The organism is Oceaniovalibus guishaninsula JLT2003, from assembly GCF_000299575.1.
GTDB classification, from domain to species: domain Bacteria; phylum Pseudomonadota; class Alphaproteobacteria; order Rhodobacterales; family Rhodobacteraceae; genus Palleronia; species Palleronia guishaninsula.
In genome coordinates this window covers 84,090-103,358 of sequence record NZ_AMGO01000021.1, presented here as the reverse complement: position 1 = coordinate 103,358, position 19,269 = coordinate 84,090, and the positions used below count along the sequence as shown (strand labels likewise).

Here is a 19,269-nt window from a genome sequence, read left to right as displayed (position 1 = left end):
AAGTCTTTTATGCAGTTGGTGCATGACGCGGTGACAGGGGGGCGTTGCGGGGTCTTGGCGGATGTTCGTGCTTCGTGCTAGTCAGGGGCGACAAGGCGGGGCGGCGGATGCGGATAATCGGGATCGACCCCGGATTGCGGAACACCGGATGGGGCGTGATCGACCTGGCGGAGGGCCGGTTGCGGCACGTCGCCAGCGGCACGTGCCGGTCGGGCGCGGGCGATCTGGCCGCGCGCCTTCTGTCCCTGCATGCCGCACTGACGCAGGTTGTGGCGCTGCACCGCCCCGATTGCGCCGCCGTCGAACAGACCTTCGTGAACCGCGACGGCGCGGGCACGCTAAAGCTCGGCCAGGCGCGCGGGATCGCCCTGTTGGTGCCCGCGCAGGCCGGTCTGCCCATCGGCGAATATGCCCCCAACGCCGTCAAGAAGGCAGTGGTCGGCGTCGGCCATGCCGACAAGGGGCAGGTGGCCCACATGGTGCGTTTACAACTGCCCGGCGCCGATCCCGCCAGCCCCGACGCCGCCGACGCGCTGGCCATTGCGCTTTGCCACGCGTTTCACCGCCGCACCGCTGGCCGTCTGACGCAGGCCGCGCGACCATGATCGGGCGTCTGGCCGGCCGTATCGTCCATCGCGGGACCGATCACGTCATCATCGACGCGGGCGGCGTCGGCTATGTCGTGCACGTCTCGGACCGCACGCTGGCGGGCCTGCCCCCGGTGGGCGAGGCCGCGATGCTCTGGACCGACCTTTTGGTGCGTGAGGATCTGTTGCAGTTGTTCGGGTTCGCCACCTTGCAGGAAAAGGAATGGCACCGCCTGCTCTGCACGGTGCAGGGCGTGGGGGCCAGGGCGGCGATGGCGATACTGGGCGCGCTGGGCGCCGACGGCATCGGCCGCGCGGTGGCATTGGGCGATCTGGCCTCGATCCGCGCCGCCCCCGGCATCGGCCCCAAGATCGCCCAGCGTGTCGCGATCGAGCTGAAGGGCAAGGCCCCGGCCGTGATGGCGATGGGCGCGGGGCCGGTCGCGCCGCCCCCCGGCGGCGGGCCTGCCCCGTCCGTCGCTCCGGGCGCCGAGGCCGAGGCGCTGTCGGCGCTCGCCAATCTCGGCTACGGTCCGCAGGAAGCGGCGGGCGCGGTGGCGCGGGCGGCCGGCGAAGGGGCCGATACGACCGCCGGTCTGATCCGCGCCGCACTCCGCCTGCTGGCCCCGAAGGAGGGTTGAGCCTTGCGCGACCGCCTCACCGCCGACATGTACGTTTCGCGCCCTGAACTGTACAAGTTGTACGTTTCGCATCGCCGCGGGGGGCCGGATGGCGACGCCTGATCCCCTGATGCGCCCCCACGAACAGCCCGGCGACGACGGTCCGGCGCTGCGTCCCCAGACGCTAGACGCCTTTGTGGGCCAGGCCGAGGCACGCGCGAATCTGCGGGTTTTCATCGAAAGCGCGCGGATGCGCGAACGCGCGATGGACCATGTCCTGTTCCACGGCCCCCCCGGCCTGGGCAAGACGACGCTGGCGCAGATCATGGCCCGCGAACTGGGCGTGAACTTCCGCATGACCAGCGGCCCCGTCCTCGCCCGGCCCGGCGACCTGGCCGCAATCCTGACCAATCTGGACCGGCGGGACGTTCTTTTCATTGACGAAATTCACCGCCTCAATCCTGTGGTCGAGGAGGTTCTCTATCCTGCGCTCGAGGATTTCGAACTGGATCTGGTCATCGGCGAAGGCCCCGCCGCCCGCACCGTCCGCATCGAATTGCAGCCCTTCACCCTGGTCGGCGCGACCACCCGGATGGGGCTTCTGACCACCCCGCTGCGCGACCGCTTCGGGATCCCCGTGCGGTTGCAATTTTATACCGTGGACGAACTGGAACAGATCGTCGCCCGCGGCGCCCGCCTTCTGGGCGTGCAGGCCGACCGGGACGGCATCCGCGAAATCGCCCGCCGCGCCAGGGGCACCCCCCGCATCGCCGGCCGCCTTCTGCGCCGCGTCGTGGACTTCGCGCTGGTCGAGGGCGACGGCCGCCTTGACCGTCCGCTGGCCGATGCGGCGCTGACCCGGCTGGGGGTCGATGCGCTGGGACTGGACGGGGCGGACAGGCGCTATCTGCGCCTGATTGCCGAGCATTATCAGGGCGGTCCGGTGGGGATCGAGACGCTGTCGGCCGCCCTGTCCGAGTCGCGCGATTCGCTGGAAGAGGTGATCGAGCCCTACCTGCTGCAACAGGGGCTGATCCAGCGCACACCGCGCGGGCGGATGCTGGCGCAGGGCGGCTGGACGCATCTGGGGCTGGTCCCGCCGCGTCTGTCCGATACGCGCGACCTGTTCGATCCGGGCTAGCCGTTCGTGACCAGGAAAAGCAGCACGAACACCGCCGGAACCAGAAACACCACCGGCAGATAGACGGCGACGATCCCCCAGGCGGCGATCGCCATGATCCAGACCGATACGATGGCGATCAGCGCGAACCACAGGTTGTTGCGATCCCCGAACAACACATCGCGCGCCATCCAGCCGAGGACGGGAACGTGCAGCAGGATGCGAAGATGCAGCGGGGTGCGGGGCGGGATGGGGGTCAGGATGCTCATGCCCGACAGATATGGTCGGGATCCACCCGTCCCATTGCGGCGTGCTGCCGCATGTTGCGCGCCCTTCCAAGCCGCTTTACCCCGATGCTCCATGACCCATGACGATATTCAGGCGCTGTTCACCCGCGCCGACGGAACCTATGCTTTCGCGCGCTGGGGCCGGCCGCTGGCCCCCGTCGCCTTTGGCATCGAGGAGCCGTCCATCGGCATCTTCAAGGGCGCGCTGGAGGCTTTGGCGACGCTGGCGGGCAACGGCACGGTCGAAACCGATCCCGAACTGGGATCGAACCTGATGATGTTCTTCCTGCGCGACTGGGACGAATTGCGGCACGTTCCCGACCTCGACCGGATGATCCCAGACCTGCATCCGCTGCTGGGCCGGCTGGAACGGGCCGAGGCCAATCAATACCGTATCTTCCGCTTCGACGCGCAAGGCGGCATCCGGGCGGCCTTCGTCTTTCTGCGCATGGACGCCCATCTGGTCGCGGTGCCGGCGGCGACGCTGGCGTTGTCGCAGGCGGTGCAGACCATCCTGCTGTGGTCCGACCGGGCCTTTGCCGACCGCTCGCCTCTGGCGCTGACGCCCGATGGCGACGCTGTGCTGGGGCCCGAGATCGGCGCGCTGATCCGCGCGGCCTACGACCCGGTGATGCCCCTGCATGCCGACGATCCTTCGCACGCCCTGCGGCTTGCCGCCCGTCTGGGGACCGTCCAGTGACGGATCACGTCTTCGATGTCCGTGTCCACTATGAGGATACGGATATGGGCGGCATCGTCTATCACGCCAATTACCTCAAGTTCATCGAGCGGGCGCGGTCGGACTGGGTGGCGACCCTCGGCATCGACCAGAACGCCCTACGCGCCGCCGGAATGGCCTTTGCCGTGGCCCGGATCGAGGCGGATTTCCTGCGGCCCGCGCGGCTGGACGACCGGCTGACCGTCCTCACGCGGACCGTCTCGGGCAGCGGCGCGCGGATGGTGCTGGCGCAGACCGTGTCGCTGAAGGGATCGGTCCTTTTCGATGCGGTGGTGACGCTGGCCGCGTTCGACATGGCCAGCGGGCGTCCGCGCAGGTTGCCGCCGGCGCTGCGGGCCCCCGTCGGCTGACATTTGCGTGACGGGCCGGTCATGCGGTTCTGTTGGCTTTCCATCCCGCGCTGCGATACATACACGCGCAACGCGGCCCGCAAGCGGCCCGACAGAGGTAGAGCAGGCAGATGGAAACCGAAACCCTCGCCGCGGCGGCGGATATCGACTTTTCGATGTGGGCGCTTTTCGCCCGTGCGACGATCACGGTCAAGCTGGTGATGATCCTTCTGATCGTCGCGTCGTTCTGGTCGTGGGCCACGATCATCCAGAAATGCCTGTTGTTCCGCAGCGCCCGCGACGAGGCGCGGCGCTTCGAATCCGATTTCTGGTCGGGCGAGCCGCTGGACGAGCTTTACCGCAAGATGGGCCCCGAACCGGACGGCCCCGCGGCCAGCGTCTTTGCCGCGGGCATGACCGAATGGCAGCGCAGCCACCGCGACGACGGCGCGCTGATACCGGGCGCGCAAGCCCGTATCGACCGCAGCATGGATGTCGCCATCGCCCGCGAGGCCGAAACGCTGGATCGGGGGCTGAGCCTGCTGGCGACGGTCGGATCGGTCGCGCCCTTCGTGGGGTTGTTCGGCACCGTCTGGGGCATCATGCACGCCTTCATCGAGATCGCGCAGCAGCAGAACACCAACTTGGCCGTGGTCGCCCCCGGCATCGCCGAGGCGCTGCTGGCCACCGGGCTGGGCCTGCTGGCCGCCATTCCGGCGGTGATCTTCTACAACAAGCTGAGCGCCGATAGCGGCCGCATCGTCGGCGGCTACGAATCCTTCGCGGACGAATTCGCCACCATCCTCAGCCGCCAGCTGGATTCCTGAAATGGGCGCCGGTGTCGTCCAGAACGGTCAGGCCCGAGGACAGGGGCGCGGGCGGCGGGGCAGGGGCCGAGCCGCGGCGCGGCCAATGTCCGAAATCAACGTCACGCCCTTCGTCGATGTCATGCTGGTGCTGCTGATCATCTTCATGGTCGCCGCGCCGCTGCTGACCGTTGGTGTGCCTGTGCAGTTGCCGCAGACCGCCGCCGAGGCGCTGCCGACCGAAACCGAAGAGCCGCTGACGATCACGCTGGCCGCCGATGGCCGGGTGCTGCTGATGGCGAACGAGACCGAAAGCGACGACCTGATCGCGCAATTGCGGGCCATTTCCGCCGAACGGACCAGCCGCAAGGTGTTTCTGCGCGCCGACGGGACGATCCCTTACAGCGATGTGGTGCAGGTGATGGGCGCGCTCAACGCGGCCGGGTTCGCGGATATCGGATTGGTAACGGATACGGGCGGTCCGCGGCTGGACGGGTCGGATCGCTAGGCGCGAAGGATGGGCCGCGGGATGAATCCGGGCACGGTCATATCGGGGCTGGGACATCTGCTGCTGATCGCCTTCGTGCTGTTCGGCGGGCTGTTCACGCGCGCCTCCATGCCGCCGCCGCAGGTGGCGCAGGTGACGATCCTGAGCGAGACGGAATTCGCCGCGCTGACCCGCCCCGTCGAGGGCGAGCAGACGCCGCCGATGACCGATCCCGTCGCGCCCGTGCCGCCCGTCGAGATGCCCGACACCCCCGAGCCGCCCGCCGAGCAGGCCCCCCCGGTCGAGCAGGCGCCACCGCCCCGCCCCGAGGCCGAGGCCGAGCCGCCGCAGGACGTGCCGACGCCGCCCGATCCGCTGCCGGCCGAAACCGAGCTTCCCGAGACGCCCGAGCCGATGGCCAATCCCGACACCGCCGAGGATCTGCCGGTGGCGCCGGTCGCCATCCCGCGTCCCGCCGACAGGGTGTCGAGCGAACCGACCCCGCCCGCGCCGCCCGAGGCCGAGACCGCCCCCGACATCGTCGAGACGACGGCGCCCGAGCCCGACGCCGCGGCCCCCGAAGCGGTCGCGGACACGCCCGCCGCCCCCGAGGAGACGACGACCGAGATCGTGACCGAGGCCGAAGAGCCCGCCCGCGCCGAGGACGGCCCGAGGGCGCCCGTCGTCTCGCAGCGGCCGCGTCCCAAGCCCGCGCCGCCCGTCCGCCAGGCTGCGGTCCAGCCCGAGACGCCCGAGGCGCCCGTGACGCCCGCGCAGACCACCGAAGCGGCGTCCGAAAACGTCCGCGATGCCGTGCAGGACGCGCTGGCCGGGCTGGAGGAGGCCGCGCCGACAATCGGCCCCGCCGCCGGCCCCCCGCTGTCGGCCGGGGAAAAGGACGCGATGCGCGTGGCGGTCCAGCGGTGCTGGGTGGTCGATGTGGGGTCCGAGGCGGCGGGCGTGACCGTGACGGTCGGGTTCGAGATGACGCCGGACGGCCGCGTGGTGGGATCGTCCCTGCGCGAGCTGGACAATGACGGGGCAGGGGCGGCGGCCAAGACGGCGTATGAGGCGGCGCGCCGCGCGATCCTGCGCTGTCAGGACGACGGCTATGACCTGCCCGTCGACAAGTACGAGCACTGGCGCAATGTCGAGATCGTGTTCAACCCCGGCAACATGCGGCTGCGCTGAAGGAACAACCCCCAATTCAGGGTATTGGAGCGATGATGACCAAGCTGAGCCTTTTGAAGATCGCCTGCGCCGCCCTGCTGGTCGGCGCTGCCCCGCTGTCCGCGATCGCGCAGGAACCCCTGCGGATCGAAATCACCGAAGGCGTGATCGAACCGCTGCCCTTCGCGCTGCCGACACTGGTGGCGGAAAATCCCGCCGCGCAGGAATGGGCCGAGAGGGTCACGCAGGTCATCGCCGACGATCTTGTCGGCACAGGCCTTTTCCGTCGCATCCCGAACGACGCTTTCGTCGCCCAAATCACCGAATTCACGCCGTCCATCACCTATGCGAACTGGAAGGCGATCAACGCGCAGGCGCTGATCACCGGCGCCATCAGCGTCGATGGCGACCAGTTGAACGTCAAGTTCCGACTGTTCGATGTCTTTTCCGAGGCCCCGCTGGGCGAGGGGCTGCAATTCGGCGGCACGACGCAAAGCTGGCGGCGCATGGCGCACAAGGTCGCGGATGCCGTCTATAGCCGCATCACCGGCGAGACGGGCTATTTCGACAGCCGCGTCGTCTTCGTCAGCGAGGCGGGTCCGAAGAACCAGCGCGAAAAGCGGCTGGCGGTGATGGATTACGACGGCGCGAACGTCCAGTATCTGACCGATGCCGCGTCCATCGTGCTGGCGCCGCGCTTTTCGCCCACCGGCGACCGGATCCTCTATACAAGCTACGAGACCGGGTTCCCGCAGATCTATCAACTCGATGTCGGCAATGTCAGCCGGGTTTCCCTGCCGGTGCCGGCCGAATCGATGACATTCGCGCCGCGCTATGCGCCCGACGGGCAGACGGTGATCTTCTCGGCGGCGATGGGCGGCAATACCGACATCTTCCGCCTGCGCCCCGGCGGCGGGCCGGAAAAGCTGACCAACGCGCCCAGCATCGAAACCGCGCCCAGCTACAGCCCCGATGGCAGCCAGATCGTCTTCGAAAGCGATCGTTCCGGCACCCCGCAGCTTTACATCATGGACGCCAACGGAGGCGAGCCGCGGCGCATCAGCTTCGGCCAGGGCCGCTATGGCACGCCGGTCTGGTCGCCGCGCGGCGATCTGATCGCGTTCACCAAACAGAACGAGGGGCGGTTCCATATCGGCGTGATGCGCACCGACGGGTCCGAGGAACGCCTGCTGACGGCATCGTTCCTGGACGAAGGGCCGACCTGGGCCCCCAACGGCCGGGTGCTGATGTTCACCCGCGAAAGTGCGGGGGCCGAGGGGCAACCGGCGCTCTATTCCGTGGATATATCGGGACGCAACCTCAGGAAGGTGCCGACGCCGCAATCGGCGTCCGATCCGGCCTGGTCGCCGCTGCTGCCCTAAGGGATGTTCCCCAGCGCCGTGTGTGATGCTAGGGTGCGCCCGAAACGGGGGCGATCCGACCCCCATGCTGTTGAGGACGAGCAGATGAATTTCCTTTCCAAGGCCGCGACCGTCGCGGCGCTTCTGGCCCTTGCGGCCTGCAACAACGCGGACCGGTTCGGCGCGGGCGGGGCGAACGGGCTGGGCGGGCCGGGCGCGATGGCCGGCGCGGGCGGCGTGACCGCTGGCGCGCTCGACCCGTCCTCGCCCGCCTACTTCAACCAGACGGTCGGCGACCGGGTGCTGTTCGCCAACGACCAGTCGACGCTGTCCGATGCCGCGCGGTCCACGCTGGCCGGTCAGGCGCGCTGGCTTAATACGAATCCCGCCTATACCGCCATCATCGAAGGCCATGCCGACGAAAAGGGCACGCGCGAATACAACCTCGCCCTGGGTGAACGCCGCGCCAACGCGGCGCGCGATTTCCTGGTCAGCCAGGGGGTATCCTCGGCACGTCTGCGCACGGTGACATACGGCAAGGAACGTCCGATCGAAGTCTGCTCGACCGAAGCCTGCTACGCGCAGAACCGCCGGGCGGTGACGGTGATCGCGTCGGGTCTGACAAGCTGACCGGGGGCGAAGGCGCATGATCCGCACGATTGCCGCCCTGGCGCTGGCCGTGACACTGGGCCCGGCCGCCGCCGTCGCGCAGGACGGCGAGACGCTGGCCGACATCCAGCAGGAACTGTCCCTGCTGCTGGGCGAGGTGCAGGGCCTGCGACGCGAGCTTTCGACGACCGGGACCGCGCAGCCGAACCTTCAAGGCACCGGCGCGCTGGAGCGGATCGACGCGATGGAGGCGGAACTGCGCCGCCTGACCAGCCGCGCCGAGGAGATCGAGTTTCGCGTCAACCGCGTGGTGACGGACGGCACCAACCGCATCGGCGATCTGCAATTCCGCCTTTGCGAACTGGAACCCGGCTGCGACATCGGCGCGCTGGGCAGCACCCCGCCGCTGGGCGGCGAGACGGGTGCCGCCCCCGCGCCTGCCGCCCCCGCGCCGGCCACGGGCGGGGCCGAGTTGGCGGTTGGAGAGCAACAGGACTTCGATCGGGCGAAGGAGGCCCTCGACTCCGGTAGCTTTCGCAGCGCCGCTGACCTCTTTCAGACCTTCACCGAGACCTATACAGGCGGTCCGCTGACCGGCGAGGCGCATTTCTATCGCGGTCAGGCGTTGGCCGCGCTGGAGGATACGGAAGGCGCGACGCGCGCGTATCTCGACGCGTTTTCCAGCGCGCCGGATGGGGTCCGGGCGGCGGATGCGCTGTTGCAACTGGGTCTGGGGCTGGAGGCGCTGGGTCAGCGCGGTGACGCCTGCCTGACGCTGGGAGAGGTTCCGACCCGGTATCCGTCATCGTCCGCCGCGGGCGAAGCCACGACCGCCCGCGCTGCGTTGACCTGCCCCTGAGCCACGTCAATTGACGCTCGCCCCGACATTCGCGGCGACGATGGACAGGATCGCCGGGGGCTTCTGGCCGCTGGGTTTGGCGGTGTCTGGCGGCGGCGACAGCATGGCGCTGCTGCATCTTGCCGCCGAATGGGCCGGCCCTTCGCGGCGCAAACTGCATGTCGTGACCGTGGATCACGGATTGCGGGACGGATCGGCGGACGAAGCCGTCATGGTCAGGCGGCAGGCCGCCGCCCTCGGGCTGACGCATGACACGCTGGTCTGGCGCCGCGAAACGATGGGCAACCTTCAGGACGCGGCCCGATCCGCCCGCCGAGGGCTGATCGCCGCCTGGGCCGCCCGCCTTGGGGTCGATGCGGTCCTGCTGGGACATACGCGCGACGATCAGGCGGAAACCGTGCTGATGCGGATGGCGCGCGGATCGGGCGTGGACGGGCTGGCAGGAATGGCCGAGGTCGGCCGGGCGCAGGGGATTGCATGGCTGCGTCCGCTGCTGACGCGGGGCCGGGCGGAACTGCGCGACTGGCTGACGAAGCGCGGGCTGGACTGGGCCGAGGATCCGGGCAACGAAAACAGCGCGTTCGACCGCGTGCGGGCGCGGCGGATGGCGGGAACGCTGGCCGACCTCGGCCTGTCCGCAGCACGGCTGGAGCTTCTGTCGGCGCACATGGCGCGGGCGCGCGACGTTCTGAACGATGCGATGCGCGACCTGGCCGGACAGGCCGTGCGGCAGGACGGTCCCGATCTTGTGCTGGATCGCGCGGCATTGCTGGCCGCCCGGCCCGAAACCCGGATGCGGCTGCTGGCGGCCGGGCTGCGATGGATTTCCGGCAATCCCTATCGCCCCCGATTCGCCGCCCTACAGGGGATGGTGGACACGCTGGACAATGGCACGCTGCACGGCGTTCTGTTGCGACGTCAGCGTGGCAGCGTCCGTCTGATGCGGGAACCGCGGGCCGTGCGCGATACGGTGTCGCGGACCGACGACGCCTGGGACGGGCGGTGGTGCCTTTCCGGTCCGCACGATGCGGCCCTGACCGTGCGTTCGTTGGCGGATCGGGCCTATGCGGGCGGGCGATGGCCGGTCGGCACCCTGGCCGCCAGCCCTGCGATCTGGCGGGGCGAAACGCTAGTCGCGGCGCCGCTTCAGGAACCCGGTGGTCTCTGGTCGGCCCGTCTGGCGGATGGCCGCGACGATTTTCACCGCTGGCTTCGCTCGCATTGAACGGGCGAACCTGATACCTATTTGACGAAGTGTCCGGTATCGGCCGGGCAAACGCTGTAATAGGAGCCTGTCCTTGGGCAACGCGCGCAACATCGCCTTCTGGGTCGTTCTTTTCTTCCTGGTGCTGGCGCTCTTCAACCTGTTTTCGGGCGGCCAGTCGTCGATGTCCTCGCGCTCGATCAGCTATTCGGAATTCATCCAGTCGGTCGATGACGGCGAGGTGTCGGCCGTGACGCTGGACGGCGAGCGGGTGCTGTTCCGGGGCAACGACGGTAACGATTACGTCACCATCCGGCCCGACGGTGCCGACCTGACGGACCGCCTGATCGCCAACGATGTGCAGGTCAACGCTAAGCCGCAAGAGCAATCGGGCTTCACCACGGTGCTGCTGTCGTTCCTGCCGTTCCTGCTGCTGATCGGTGTCTGGATCTACTTTATGAACCGGATGCAGGGTGGCGGCAAAGGCGGCGCGATGGGTTTCGGGAAGTCCCGCGCCAAGCTGCTGACCGAAAAGCATGGCCGCGTCACCTTCGACGATGTGGCCGGCATCGACGAAGCCAAGGAAGAGCTTGAGGAGATCGTCGAGTTTCTGCGCAACCCGCAGAAGTTCAGCCGCCTCGGCGGCAAGATCCCGAAAGGCGCGCTTCTGGTCGGACCGCCGGGCACGGGTAAGACCCTGCTGGCCCGTGCGATCGCCGGCGAGGCGGGGGTGCCGTTCTTCACCATTTCGGGTTCGGACTTTGTCGAGATGTTCGTCGGTGTCGGCGCGTCGCGTGTGCGCGACATGTTCGAACAGGCCAAGAAGAACGCGCCATGCATCGTGTTCATCGACGAAATCGACGCTGTCGGCCGGTCGCGCGGCGTCGGCTATGGCGGCGGCAACGACGAACGCGAGCAGACGCTGAACCAGCTTCTGGTCGAAATGGACGGGTTCGAGGCGAACGAGGGGATCATCATCGTCGCCGCCACCAACCGGCCCGATGTGCTGGATCCGGCGCTGTTGCGTCCCGGCCGCTTCGACCGGCAAGTGCAGGTGCCGAACCCCGACATCAAGGGGCGCGAGAAAATCCTGGGCGTCCATGCCCGCAAGGTGCCGCTTGGCCCGGATGTGGACCTGCGCATCATCGCCCGCGGCTGTCCCGGCTTTTCGGGTGCCGATCTGGCGAACCTGGTGAACGAGGCCGCGTTGATGGCCGCGCGGGTCGGACGGCGCTACGTCGTGATGGAGGATTTCGAGAACGCCAAGGACAAGGTGATGATGGGGTCCGAACGGCGGTCCATGGTCATGTCCGAGGACGAAAAGAAGCTGACCGCCTATCACGAGGCCGGGCATGCCATCGTCGGCCTGAACGTGCCGCAGCACGATCCGATCCACAAGGCGACGATCATTCCGCGCGGTCGGGCGCTGGGTCTGGTCCTGTCGCTGCCGGAACGCGACCAGCTTTCGGTCAGCCTGACCAAGTATACGTCGAAGATCGCGATGGCGATGGGTGGCCGCGTGGCCGAGGAACTGGTCTTCGGCAAGCCGAACGTGACCTCGGGGGCCGCGTCCGACATCCAGCAGGTTTCGAAGATCGCCCGTGCCATGGTGACGCAATTCGGCTTTGCCGAGGAACTGGGCTATGTCGATTATGCCAACGAGCAGCAGAGTTATCTGGGAAGCTATGGCGGCGGCTCCAGCCATTCGGCGGCGACGCAGAAGCTGATCGACGACAAGGTGCGGCAGATCATTGACGAGGGCTATAACACGGCCAAACGCATCCTGACGGAAAAGCGCGACGATCTGGAGCGGTTGGCGCAGGGTCTGCTGGAATACGAAACGCTGACAGGAAACGAGATCCAGAAGGTCATCGCGGGCGAGCCGCTGAGCCGTGGGGACGATCACGACGACCGGTCCGACAAGGGCACGCCGTCCATTGCGTCGATCCCCAAGCTGCGGCCGAAGGCCAAGACCGACGAGCCGGGGCTGGAACCCGAACCGTCGGCCTGAGATTGCCCTCGACCCCACAGCGCCCGCCGGAATAACCTTCCGGCGGGTTTTTCATGCAAGGTCGGGGATTTCATGGCGGCACTCGAACCAACCGACCTGGTGGGCAAGGTCACGTGGCTGGGACGCGTTCCGCATCGGGATCGCAAGGCCGTCGATGGCCTGGCCGTGCAGATGATGCCGCTGGGTTTCGGCGGGATGGAGGGCGAGGTGCATGGCGGGCGCACGCGGCCGTCGTGCAGTCGGGTCGTCGCGCAGCATCCCAAGGGAACCGAGATTGCCAATGTGCGGCAAATCTCGATCCTCTCGGCCGAGGAGTTGGCGGAAATCGCCGAAGCGATGGGCCTGTCCGATCTGGACCCGGCGTGGCTGGGCGCCTCGGTCGTCGTCGAGGGTCTGCCGGATTTTTCGCATCTGCCGCCGTCTTCGCGCCTTCAGGGGCCGGATGGCGTGACGCTGGTGGTCGACATGCAGAACCGGCCCTGTCATCTGCCCGCACTTACGATTGTGGAAGCCGTCGGTGAGGCCGGAAAGCTGTTTCAGGCAGCGGCCAAGGGGCGGCGGGGCGTGACGGCCTGGGTCGAGCGTCCGGGCACCATTGCGATCGGCGACGATCTGCGGTTGCACGTTCCCGATCAGCGGGCTTGGCAGGGCATCCCCGCCAAGCGGCAAGCCCCGCTTTAGACTGCGGGAACCGGGATGCCGGCGATCCGGCAACAGGCCGTGACCGTGTTTTGCAGCAGACAGGCGATGGTCATCGGGCCGACGCCGCCCGGAACGGGCGTGATCGCGCCCGCGACCGATGCGCATTCGGGCGCGCAATCCCCGACCAGGACCGTCTTTCCTTCGTCGTCCGAGATCCGGTTGATGCCGACGTCGATCACCGTTGCGCCCGGCTTGATCCAGTCCGCCGTGACGATGCCCGGCCGGCCGATGGCGGCGACCAGGATATCGGCCTGCCGTGCGATATCGGCAATGTCGCGGGTCCGCGAATGGGCCGTTGTCACAGTGCAATCGGCCGCCAACAGAAGTTGGGCCATCGGTTTGCCGACGATGTTCGACCGTCCCAGCACCACGGCGTTCGCCCCTGCCAACGATCCCAGGTGATCGCGCAGGATCATCATGCAGCCCAGCGGCGTGCAGGGCACCATCGCGTCCAATCCGACAGCAAGCCGCCCGGCATTCTGCACATGAAACCCGTCCACGTCCTTTGCCGGGTCGATGGCGTCGATGATCGCCGCCGCATCCAGATGCGACGGCAGCGGCAGTTGCACAAGGATGCCGTGAACGTCCGGGTCGGCGTTCAGGGATGCGATCAGGTTCAGCAGGGTATGGCTGTCGGTATCGGCGGGCAGGCGATGCTGGAACGAGCGCATCCCGACCTCTCGCGTCAGGCGCCCCTTGGAGTGGACATAGACCTGGCTGGCGGGGTCCTCGCCCACCAGCACCACGGCCAGCCCCGGCGCGATGCCGTGCCCATCCGCCAACGCCGTCACCTGCCGCGCGATGCGGTCGCGCAGGCGCGACGCATGGGCGCGACCGTCGAGGAGAATTGCAGCCATCGGATCCTCTTTCAGAACAGACCTTCGATCCGGCCCGCGGCGTCCAGTCCGATCGTCTCGGCGGCGGGGATCCGGGGCAGGCCGGGCATTGTCATGATGTCGCCACAGATGGCGACGACGAAGCCCGCGCCCGCCGCCAGCCGCACCTCGCGCACCGGGACGGTGTGGCCCTGCGGTGCGCCGCGCAGGTCGGGATCGGTCGAAAAGGAATACTGGGTTTTCGCCATGCAGATCGGCAGGTGGCCGAAACCCGCCTCCTCCCAGCGTGCCAGTTGTTCGCGCAGGCCGGGGGCGAACGTGACCTCGCCCGCGCGATAAACCTGGGTGGCGATGGTTTCGATCTTGGCGGCAAGCGGCAGATCGTCGGGATAGAGAAGCCGCAGCGCAGGCGGATCGCCTTCGGACAGCGCCACGACCCGCCTGGCCAGATCGGCTATGCCGGCGCTGCCCTCGGCCCAATGGCGGCAAAGGATCGCCTCGCATTCCAAGGCGGCGGCTTCGTCCTGCACGACGGCGATCTCGGCGTCGGTATCGCCGGCGAAATGGTTGATCGCCACGATGACCGGCGGTCCGAAGGCGCGCAGATTCTCGACATGGCGCACAAGGTTGGCGCAGCCGCGTTGCACGGCGGCGGCGTCTTCCCTGCCCAGTTCCGAACGGGAAACGCCGCCCCCCATCTTCAACGCGCGGATCGTGGCCACCAGAACGATGCAGGACGGGGCAAGCCCGGCCTTGCGGCACTTGATGTCCATGAACTTCTCGGCGCCCAGATCCGCGCCGAACCCCGCTTCGGTCACGACATAATCGGCCAGTTTCAGCGCCGTGCGGGTGGCGATGACCGAATTGCAGCCATGCGCGATGTTGGCGAACGGGCCGCCATGCACGAAGGCCGGGCTGTGTTCGATGGTCTGCACAAGATTGGGCTGCATCGCGTCGCGCAGCAGGACGGTCATCGCGCCGCTGGCCTTCAGGTCGGCGGCGGTGATCGCCCGACGGTCGCGGGAATAGCCGACGATGATGCGCCCAAGCCGCTGGCGCAGATCGCCGAGCGAATCGGCCAGACAGAGACAGGCCATCACCTCGGACGCGACGGTGATGTCGAAGCCGGTCTGTGCCGGAAAACCGTTCGGAACGCCGCCCAGACCCGCCGTGACCTGGCGCAAGGCGCGGTCGTTCATGTCCATCGCCCGCCGCCATGTCGTGCGGCGCAGGTCGATATCCAGCCGATTGCCCCAATAGACGTGATTGTCGATCATCGCCGACAGCAAGTTGTGCGCGCTGGTGATCGCGTGGAAATCGCCGGTGAAGTGAAGGTTCATATCCTCCATCGGGATCACCTGCGCCATCCCGCCGCCGGCCGCGCCGCCCTTCGATCCGAAGCAGGGGCCGAGCGACGCTTCGCGGATGCAGATGGCGGCGCGCCGGCCGATAGCGTTCAGGCCGTCGCCGAGGCCGACCGTCGTGGTGGTCTTGCCCTCGCCGGCCGGCGTCGGGCTGATCGCCGTGACCAGGACCAGCTTGCCATCGGGGCGCCCGGACAAGGTGTCGATGAACGAGCGGGAGATCTTGGCCTTGTCGCGGCCATAGGGGATCAAGTCGTCGGGATCGATTCCCAACCGGGTTCCGATCTGCCCGATCGGCAGGGGGATCGCGGCGCGGGCAATCTCGATGTCCGATCTGTAGGTCATGTCACCGTTTTTTCCGAACGCCATGCGCCGACCAGCTAAACGGGTTTGACCGCAGCCTCAACCGACCGTGATGGAACGAATTGGGACGATGCCGTGTTGGCCCGACAACAACAGGTGGAGAGAACGATGCTGAACGTGACCCTCGCCATTCACGCCGGATTGCTTACCGGTCTGGGACTTGCGGCGCTGGCCCTCATCTAGCGCTGCCTGCCAGACCACATCGACGCCGCGTCCGACTTTCCCCGGACGCGGCGTTCTTGTTTTCAGACCGGAACGATGGTGCCCTGCAACTGCGCGACATGCACCCTGTCGCCGCCGGTCAGCGCCCATACTTCGGACACCACGACGATCAGCCTGCGACCGGGTTTCAGCACCCGGCCGAACGCGATCAACGATTCCCCCTGCGAGGGGCGTAGAAGGTTGATCTTCATCTCGGCAGTCAGAACCTCGGCTGCGGGGCCGGTCAGCGTCATCGCCGCATAGCCCGCTGCCGAATCGCCGATGGCGAAGACCAGACCGGCATGGGCGAACCCGTGCTGCTGGCTGGATCGGTCCGTGATGGGGGCCGCGATCGTGGCCTGTCCCGGTTCGAGGTCGTCCAAGGTCGCGCCCAGCGTCGCCATCAATCCCTGACGCGCGAAGCTGTCCCGGATCTGTGCCCGCTTTTCGGGCGTCATGCCGATGCCCGCCGCGACCGGGACGTGCATGGGATGGGAACCGCATGGGGCGTCGGGCCGGTTAGGATCGCGCAGCCGCCTGTCGGAAACAGCCCTGCCAGCACCGGGGCCGTCCAGTCCAGCCCGCCGGTATACGTTCCATAGGCAGGCAGGATGACCCGATCGCGGTCATGCAGCAGACAGGGGCGGCTGACCGACCGGCCCCGCAGCGCCAGCCGCGCCTTGGGGTGATAATGGCCGCTCACCTCGCCCGAAGCATCGGGTGTCGCGATGTGGCGGAAGGTCAGCGGGCCGATGCTTGCCGCGTCTGCGGAACGCCCGCCCAGACCCGACGGGGCAGGGTCGTGGTTGCCCGCGATCCAGATCCAGTCGATCCGAAGGGTCAGGTCGCGCAGTCTTTGGGCTTCGGACGGCGAAAGTCCGGCAATCGCGGCGTCGTCGTCCAGCGAATCGCCCAGGCAGATCACCAGGCGGGGGGCAGTGAGTGCGATATCCGCCTCCATCCGCCGCAAGGTATCGTGCACTTCGTAGGGGGGCAGAACGGCCCCGCCCCTGCGCGCCATGCGTTCGGCCTTGCCCAGATGCAGGTCGGCAAAGATCAGCGTTGCGGCGCCGGGCCACCACAAGGCACCCGACGGCAGCAGGAAAAGGCGTTCGCCCTGAAAAAGGAAGCCGGGGTTCATGGTGCGTTCCTTACCGCGCCGGTCGCGTCCGGTCCAGCCATCCGAAACAACCGCCCTTCGGTCGCCGGGTCGAGGTCAAGACCGGCCGCATCCATCAGCCGTTGCGCCGCATCGGCCAGCAGGCGTTCGGTCGCCGCCCCTTCGACGGGCACATAGCCCCGTTCCAGAAACATCGGCGCGGCAAGCGGCGTGACGCGGTCCAGCGTCACATGGTCGATCCGGCCTGCCGTCCTTTCCAGCATCCCCTCGATCCGCTGAAAATCGACCAGACCGCGCTGCGCTTCCTGCCGGGTGATCCGCAGCAGCAGGTGGTCGGGGTCGTATTTCATCAGCGTGTCGTAAAGGATGTCGGCGCTGAACGTCGCCTGACGGCCGGTGCGGCGCGGACCGGCGACGTTGCGGTCGATCAGCCCCGCGATGGTGGCCGAATACTTGAACGTGCGCTTCATCACGGCATTGCCGCCAAGCCAGGTGTCGAAACCGTCGCGCAACCCGGCGCTGTCGAACAACGGCGCGGGATCCGTCACCGGTTCCAGCGAAAAGACGAGGATCGCGTAATCGGACGCGACAAAGCCCGTGGGGTGCAGGCCCGACAGCTCCATCCGGCGCGTGATCAGCAGACCCAGCGTCTGCATCGCGTTGCGCCCGGCGAAACCGTAGATGCAGGTGTGATGGCGGCCGTCATGGGGGAACGTCTCGACCAGGATCCGGTCCGCTTCGGGCAGGCGCGAGCGGCTGCGCTGCAGGTGCAACCAGTCGCGGGTATGGGCAGGAAGCGAGGGCCAGTCCGGCTGTGCGAACATACGCAGGATGCGTTGCGACAGTTGAATGGATGTCGCGATCTTCATGCCGATATAGGTGGCGATGCGCGGTTCCTTGTTGCCTTGGCGCGTCACCTCGACCGTCATTTCCTTGAGCGTCTCGAACCGGACGACCTTGCCGCCGAACAGGAACGTGTCGCCGGGCATCAGCGTCGTGGCGAATCCTTCCTCGATATCGCCCAGGGGCTGACCCGTGCCGCGCGATTTCAGCCGCACCTTCAGCATGTCGGTATCCATGATGGTGCCGATGTTCATGCGGATGCGGCGGGCCGCGCGCGGATCGCGCAAGGACCAGACGCCATCCCGCTCGATCAGCCTCTGCCATCGGTCATAGGCGCGCAGCGCATAGCCGCCGGTCGCCACGAAATCGAGGCAATCGTCGAACGCCGCCCGCGTCAGCCCGGCATAGGCGCCGACGGTCCTGACCTCGGCGAAAAGCCCGGTCGCGGTGAACGGCCCGCTGGCGGCGCGGATGGCGATATGCTGGCAGAGCACATCCAGCGGTCCGGGGCCGCGCGGCTCTCCGTCCAGGTCGCGTTCTCGCACCGCTTGCAGGGCGGCCTCGCACTCGACCACCTCGAAGCGGTTGGCGGGGACCAGCAGGGCCTTGGACGGGGCGTTATAACGATGGTTCGCGCGACCGATGCGCTGGACCAGCCGCTTGACCTGCTTGGGCGCCCCGATTTGGATGACCAGATCGACATCCCCCCAGTCTATCCCGAGGTCAAGCGAAGACGTGCAGACGATCGCGCGCAATTCGCCGGCCACCATCGCCCGTTCGACCCGTTCACGCTGTTCCCGGCTGAGCGATCCGTGATGGATGCCGATGGGCAGGTCGTCCTCGTTGGCCAGCCAGAGGTTGTGAAAGAAGATCTCGGCCTGCGCGCGGGTATTGTGAAAGATCAGCGTGGTCTTGTGCCGCCGGATCTGTTCCAGCACTGCCGGGATCGCATGCGATCCGCCCGCTCCGGCCCAGGGGGGCGGTTCTTCCACCCGCAGAATGGAGATGTCGGGATCGGGACCGGGATCGGCCATGACGATCCGGCATGGATCGGGATGCCGCGCGAGATAACGCGCGATCGCCGGCGGATCCTCGACCGTGGCCGACAGACCGACCCGCCGCAGACCGGGCGCCATCGCCTGCACGCGCGACATGGCGAGCATAAGCTGATCGCCGCGCTTGTTTTCGGCCAAGGCGTGGATTTCGTCGATGACGACCCGGCTTAGCGTCGAGAAAAGGCGCGGCGCGTCCTCGTAGCTGGTCAGCAGCGCCAGCGATTCGGGCGTCGTCAGCAGGATATGCGGCGGATCGGCCCGCTGCGCCTTCTTGCGCGTGGCGCTGGTGTCGCCGGTGCGGTCCTCGATCCGGATCGGCAGCTGCATCGCCGTGACTGGCGTGGTCAGGTTGCGCCGGATGTCGGCGGCCAGCGCCTTGAGCGGTGAAATATAGAGCGTGTGCAGACCCTCATGCATGCCGTCGGCAAGCTCGATCAGGCTGGGCAGGAACCCCGCCAGCGTCTTGCCGCCCCCCGTCGGCGCGATCAGCAGCAGGGCAGGGTCTGCCGCCCGGTCGATCATCTCCTGCTGATGCGGGTGGATGTGCCAGCCGCGTTCGGAAAACCATTGTTGAAAGCGGGTGGGCAGGGTCATGC

20 protein-coding genes are annotated in these 19,269 nt (G+C 67.7%); 14 read left to right on the top strand and 6 right to left on the bottom strand.

Annotated elements, in window-relative coordinates; genetic code table 11:
• Window positions 1-107 precede the first annotated feature (107 nt).
• The 3 genes from ruvC to ruvB all read left to right on the top strand — a co-directional run bounded on the left by ruvC (window position 108) and on the right by ruvB (window position 2,348).
• On the top strand, window positions 108-605 hold the full coding sequence (ruvC, locus tag OCGS_RS06550; protein WP_007426446.1) for a crossover junction endodeoxyribonuclease RuvC: 498 nt from the start codon (window positions 108-110) through the stop codon (window positions 603-605).
• On the top strand, window positions 602-1,228 hold the full coding sequence (ruvA, locus tag OCGS_RS06545) for a Holliday junction branch migration protein RuvA (RefSeq protein WP_007426445.1): 627 nt from the start codon (window positions 602-604) through the stop codon (window positions 1,226-1,228). The genes ruvC and ruvA overlap by 4 nt, the downstream gene beginning before the upstream one ends.
• 88 nt (window positions 1,229-1,316) lie before the next feature.
• Entirely contained in the window at window positions 1,317-2,348 is a 1,032-nt protein-coding gene (ruvB, locus tag OCGS_RS06540; RefSeq protein WP_007426444.1) for a Holliday junction branch migration DNA helicase RuvB, read from the top strand.
• Here the strand turns inward: ruvB and OCGS_RS06535 are convergent.
• A complete protein-coding gene (locus tag OCGS_RS06535) occupies window positions 2,345-2,596 on the bottom strand; it encodes a hypothetical protein (RefSeq protein WP_007426443.1) in 252 nt (83 codons plus the stop codon). The genes ruvB and OCGS_RS06535 overlap by 4 nt on opposite strands.
• A 91-nt stretch (window positions 2,597-2,687) precedes the next feature.
• Between OCGS_RS06535 and OCGS_RS06530 the strand changes: the two genes are divergently transcribed.
• The 11 genes from OCGS_RS06530 to OCGS_RS06480 all read left to right on the top strand — a co-directional run bounded on the left by OCGS_RS06530 (window position 2,688) and on the right by OCGS_RS06480 (window position 12,870).
• Window positions 2,688-3,314, top strand: coding sequence for a hypothetical protein (locus OCGS_RS06530; RefSeq protein ID WP_007426442.1), 627 nt, complete (start codon window positions 2,688-2,690; stop codon window positions 3,312-3,314).
• Complete coding sequence (gene ybgC / locus OCGS_RS06525; protein WP_007426441.1) at window positions 3,311-3,703, top strand: tol-pal system-associated acyl-CoA thioesterase; 393 nt, start codon at window positions 3,311-3,313, stop codon at window positions 3,701-3,703. The genes OCGS_RS06530 and ybgC overlap by 4 nt, the downstream gene beginning before the upstream one ends.
• A 110-nt stretch (window positions 3,704-3,813) precedes the next feature.
• The gene (gene tolQ / locus OCGS_RS06520) at window positions 3,814-4,509 is read left to right on the top strand and encodes a protein TolQ (protein ID WP_007426440.1); all 696 of its coding nucleotides are present in this window, start codon (window positions 3,814-3,816) and stop codon (window positions 4,507-4,509) included.
• Window position 4,510: 1 nt separating this feature from the next.
• A complete protein-coding gene (tolR, locus tag OCGS_RS06515; protein ID WP_007426439.1) occupies window positions 4,511-4,996 on the top strand; it encodes a protein TolR in 486 nt (161 codons plus the stop codon).
• Window positions 4,997-5,017: 21 nt separating this feature from the next.
• Window positions 5,018-6,166, top strand: a complete 1,149-nt coding sequence (locus OCGS_RS06510) for a hypothetical protein (RefSeq protein WP_007426438.1) — start codon at window positions 5,018-5,020, stop codon at window positions 6,164-6,166.
• A 35-nt stretch (window positions 6,167-6,201) separates the two neighbouring features.
• A complete protein-coding gene (gene tolB / locus OCGS_RS06505; protein ID WP_156800981.1) occupies window positions 6,202-7,527 on the top strand; it encodes a Tol-Pal system beta propeller repeat protein TolB in 1,326 nt (441 codons plus the stop codon).
• 84 nt (window positions 7,528-7,611) lie between these two features.
• The gene (pal, locus tag OCGS_RS06500; RefSeq protein ID WP_007426436.1) at window positions 7,612-8,136 is read left to right on the top strand and encodes a peptidoglycan-associated lipoprotein Pal; all 525 of its coding nucleotides are present in this window, start codon (window positions 7,612-7,614) and stop codon (window positions 8,134-8,136) included.
• A gap of 16 nt (window positions 8,137-8,152) precedes the next feature.
• A complete protein-coding gene (gene ybgF / locus OCGS_RS06495; RefSeq protein ID WP_007426435.1) occupies window positions 8,153-8,974 on the top strand; it encodes a tol-pal system protein YbgF in 822 nt (273 codons plus the stop codon).
• A 40-nt stretch (window positions 8,975-9,014) separates the two neighbouring features.
• Window positions 9,015-10,199 (top strand): tRNA lysidine(34) synthetase TilS, encoded by a 1,185-nt coding sequence (gene tilS / locus OCGS_RS06490; protein ID WP_052026135.1) that lies wholly within the window; start codon window positions 9,015-9,017, stop codon window positions 10,197-10,199.
• A 73-nt stretch (window positions 10,200-10,272) separates the two neighbouring features.
• Entirely contained in the window at window positions 10,273-12,189 is a 1,917-nt protein-coding gene (gene ftsH / locus OCGS_RS06485; protein WP_007426433.1) for an ATP-dependent zinc metalloprotease FtsH, read from the top strand.
• Window positions 12,190-12,261: 72 nt separating this feature from the next.
• Window positions 12,262-12,870 carry an MOSC domain-containing protein gene (locus OCGS_RS06480; RefSeq protein ID WP_007426432.1) on the top strand — a complete coding sequence of 203 codons (609 nt, stop codon included), beginning with the start codon at window positions 12,262-12,264 and terminating at the stop codon, window positions 12,868-12,870.
• Here OCGS_RS06480 and folD read toward each other — a convergent pair.
• The 5 genes from folD to OCGS_RS06455 form a co-directional block, all read right to left on the bottom strand.
• Entirely contained in the window at window positions 12,867-13,748 is an 882-nt protein-coding gene (gene folD, locus OCGS_RS06475; RefSeq protein WP_007426431.1) for a bifunctional methylenetetrahydrofolate dehydrogenase/methenyltetrahydrofolate cyclohydrolase FolD, read from the bottom strand. The two genes, OCGS_RS06480 and folD, sit on opposite strands and share 4 nt — an antisense overlap.
• An 11-nt stretch (window positions 13,749-13,759) precedes the next feature.
• Entirely contained in the window at window positions 13,760-15,436 is a 1,677-nt protein-coding gene (locus OCGS_RS06470) for a formate--tetrahydrofolate ligase (protein WP_007426430.1), read from the bottom strand.
• A 263-nt stretch (window positions 15,437-15,699) separates the two neighbouring features.
• Window positions 15,700-16,113 (bottom strand): PaaI family thioesterase, encoded by a 414-nt coding sequence (locus tag OCGS_RS06465; RefSeq protein ID WP_007426429.1) that lies wholly within the window; start codon window positions 16,111-16,113, stop codon window positions 15,700-15,702.
• Window positions 16,110-16,796, bottom strand: a complete 687-nt coding sequence (gene pdeM / locus OCGS_RS06460) for a ligase-associated DNA damage response endonuclease PdeM (protein ID WP_007426428.1) — start codon at window positions 16,794-16,796, stop codon at window positions 16,110-16,112. Before pdeM ends, OCGS_RS06465 begins: the two co-directional genes overlap by 4 nt.
• Window positions 16,793-19,267: a ligase-associated DNA damage response DEXH box helicase gene (locus tag OCGS_RS06455; RefSeq protein WP_007426427.1), complete on the bottom strand. Its 2,475-nt coding sequence runs from the start codon at window positions 19,265-19,267 to the stop codon at window positions 16,793-16,795. The genes pdeM and OCGS_RS06455 overlap by 4 nt, the downstream gene beginning before the upstream one ends.
• Window positions 19,268-19,269: the final 2 nt, after the last annotated feature.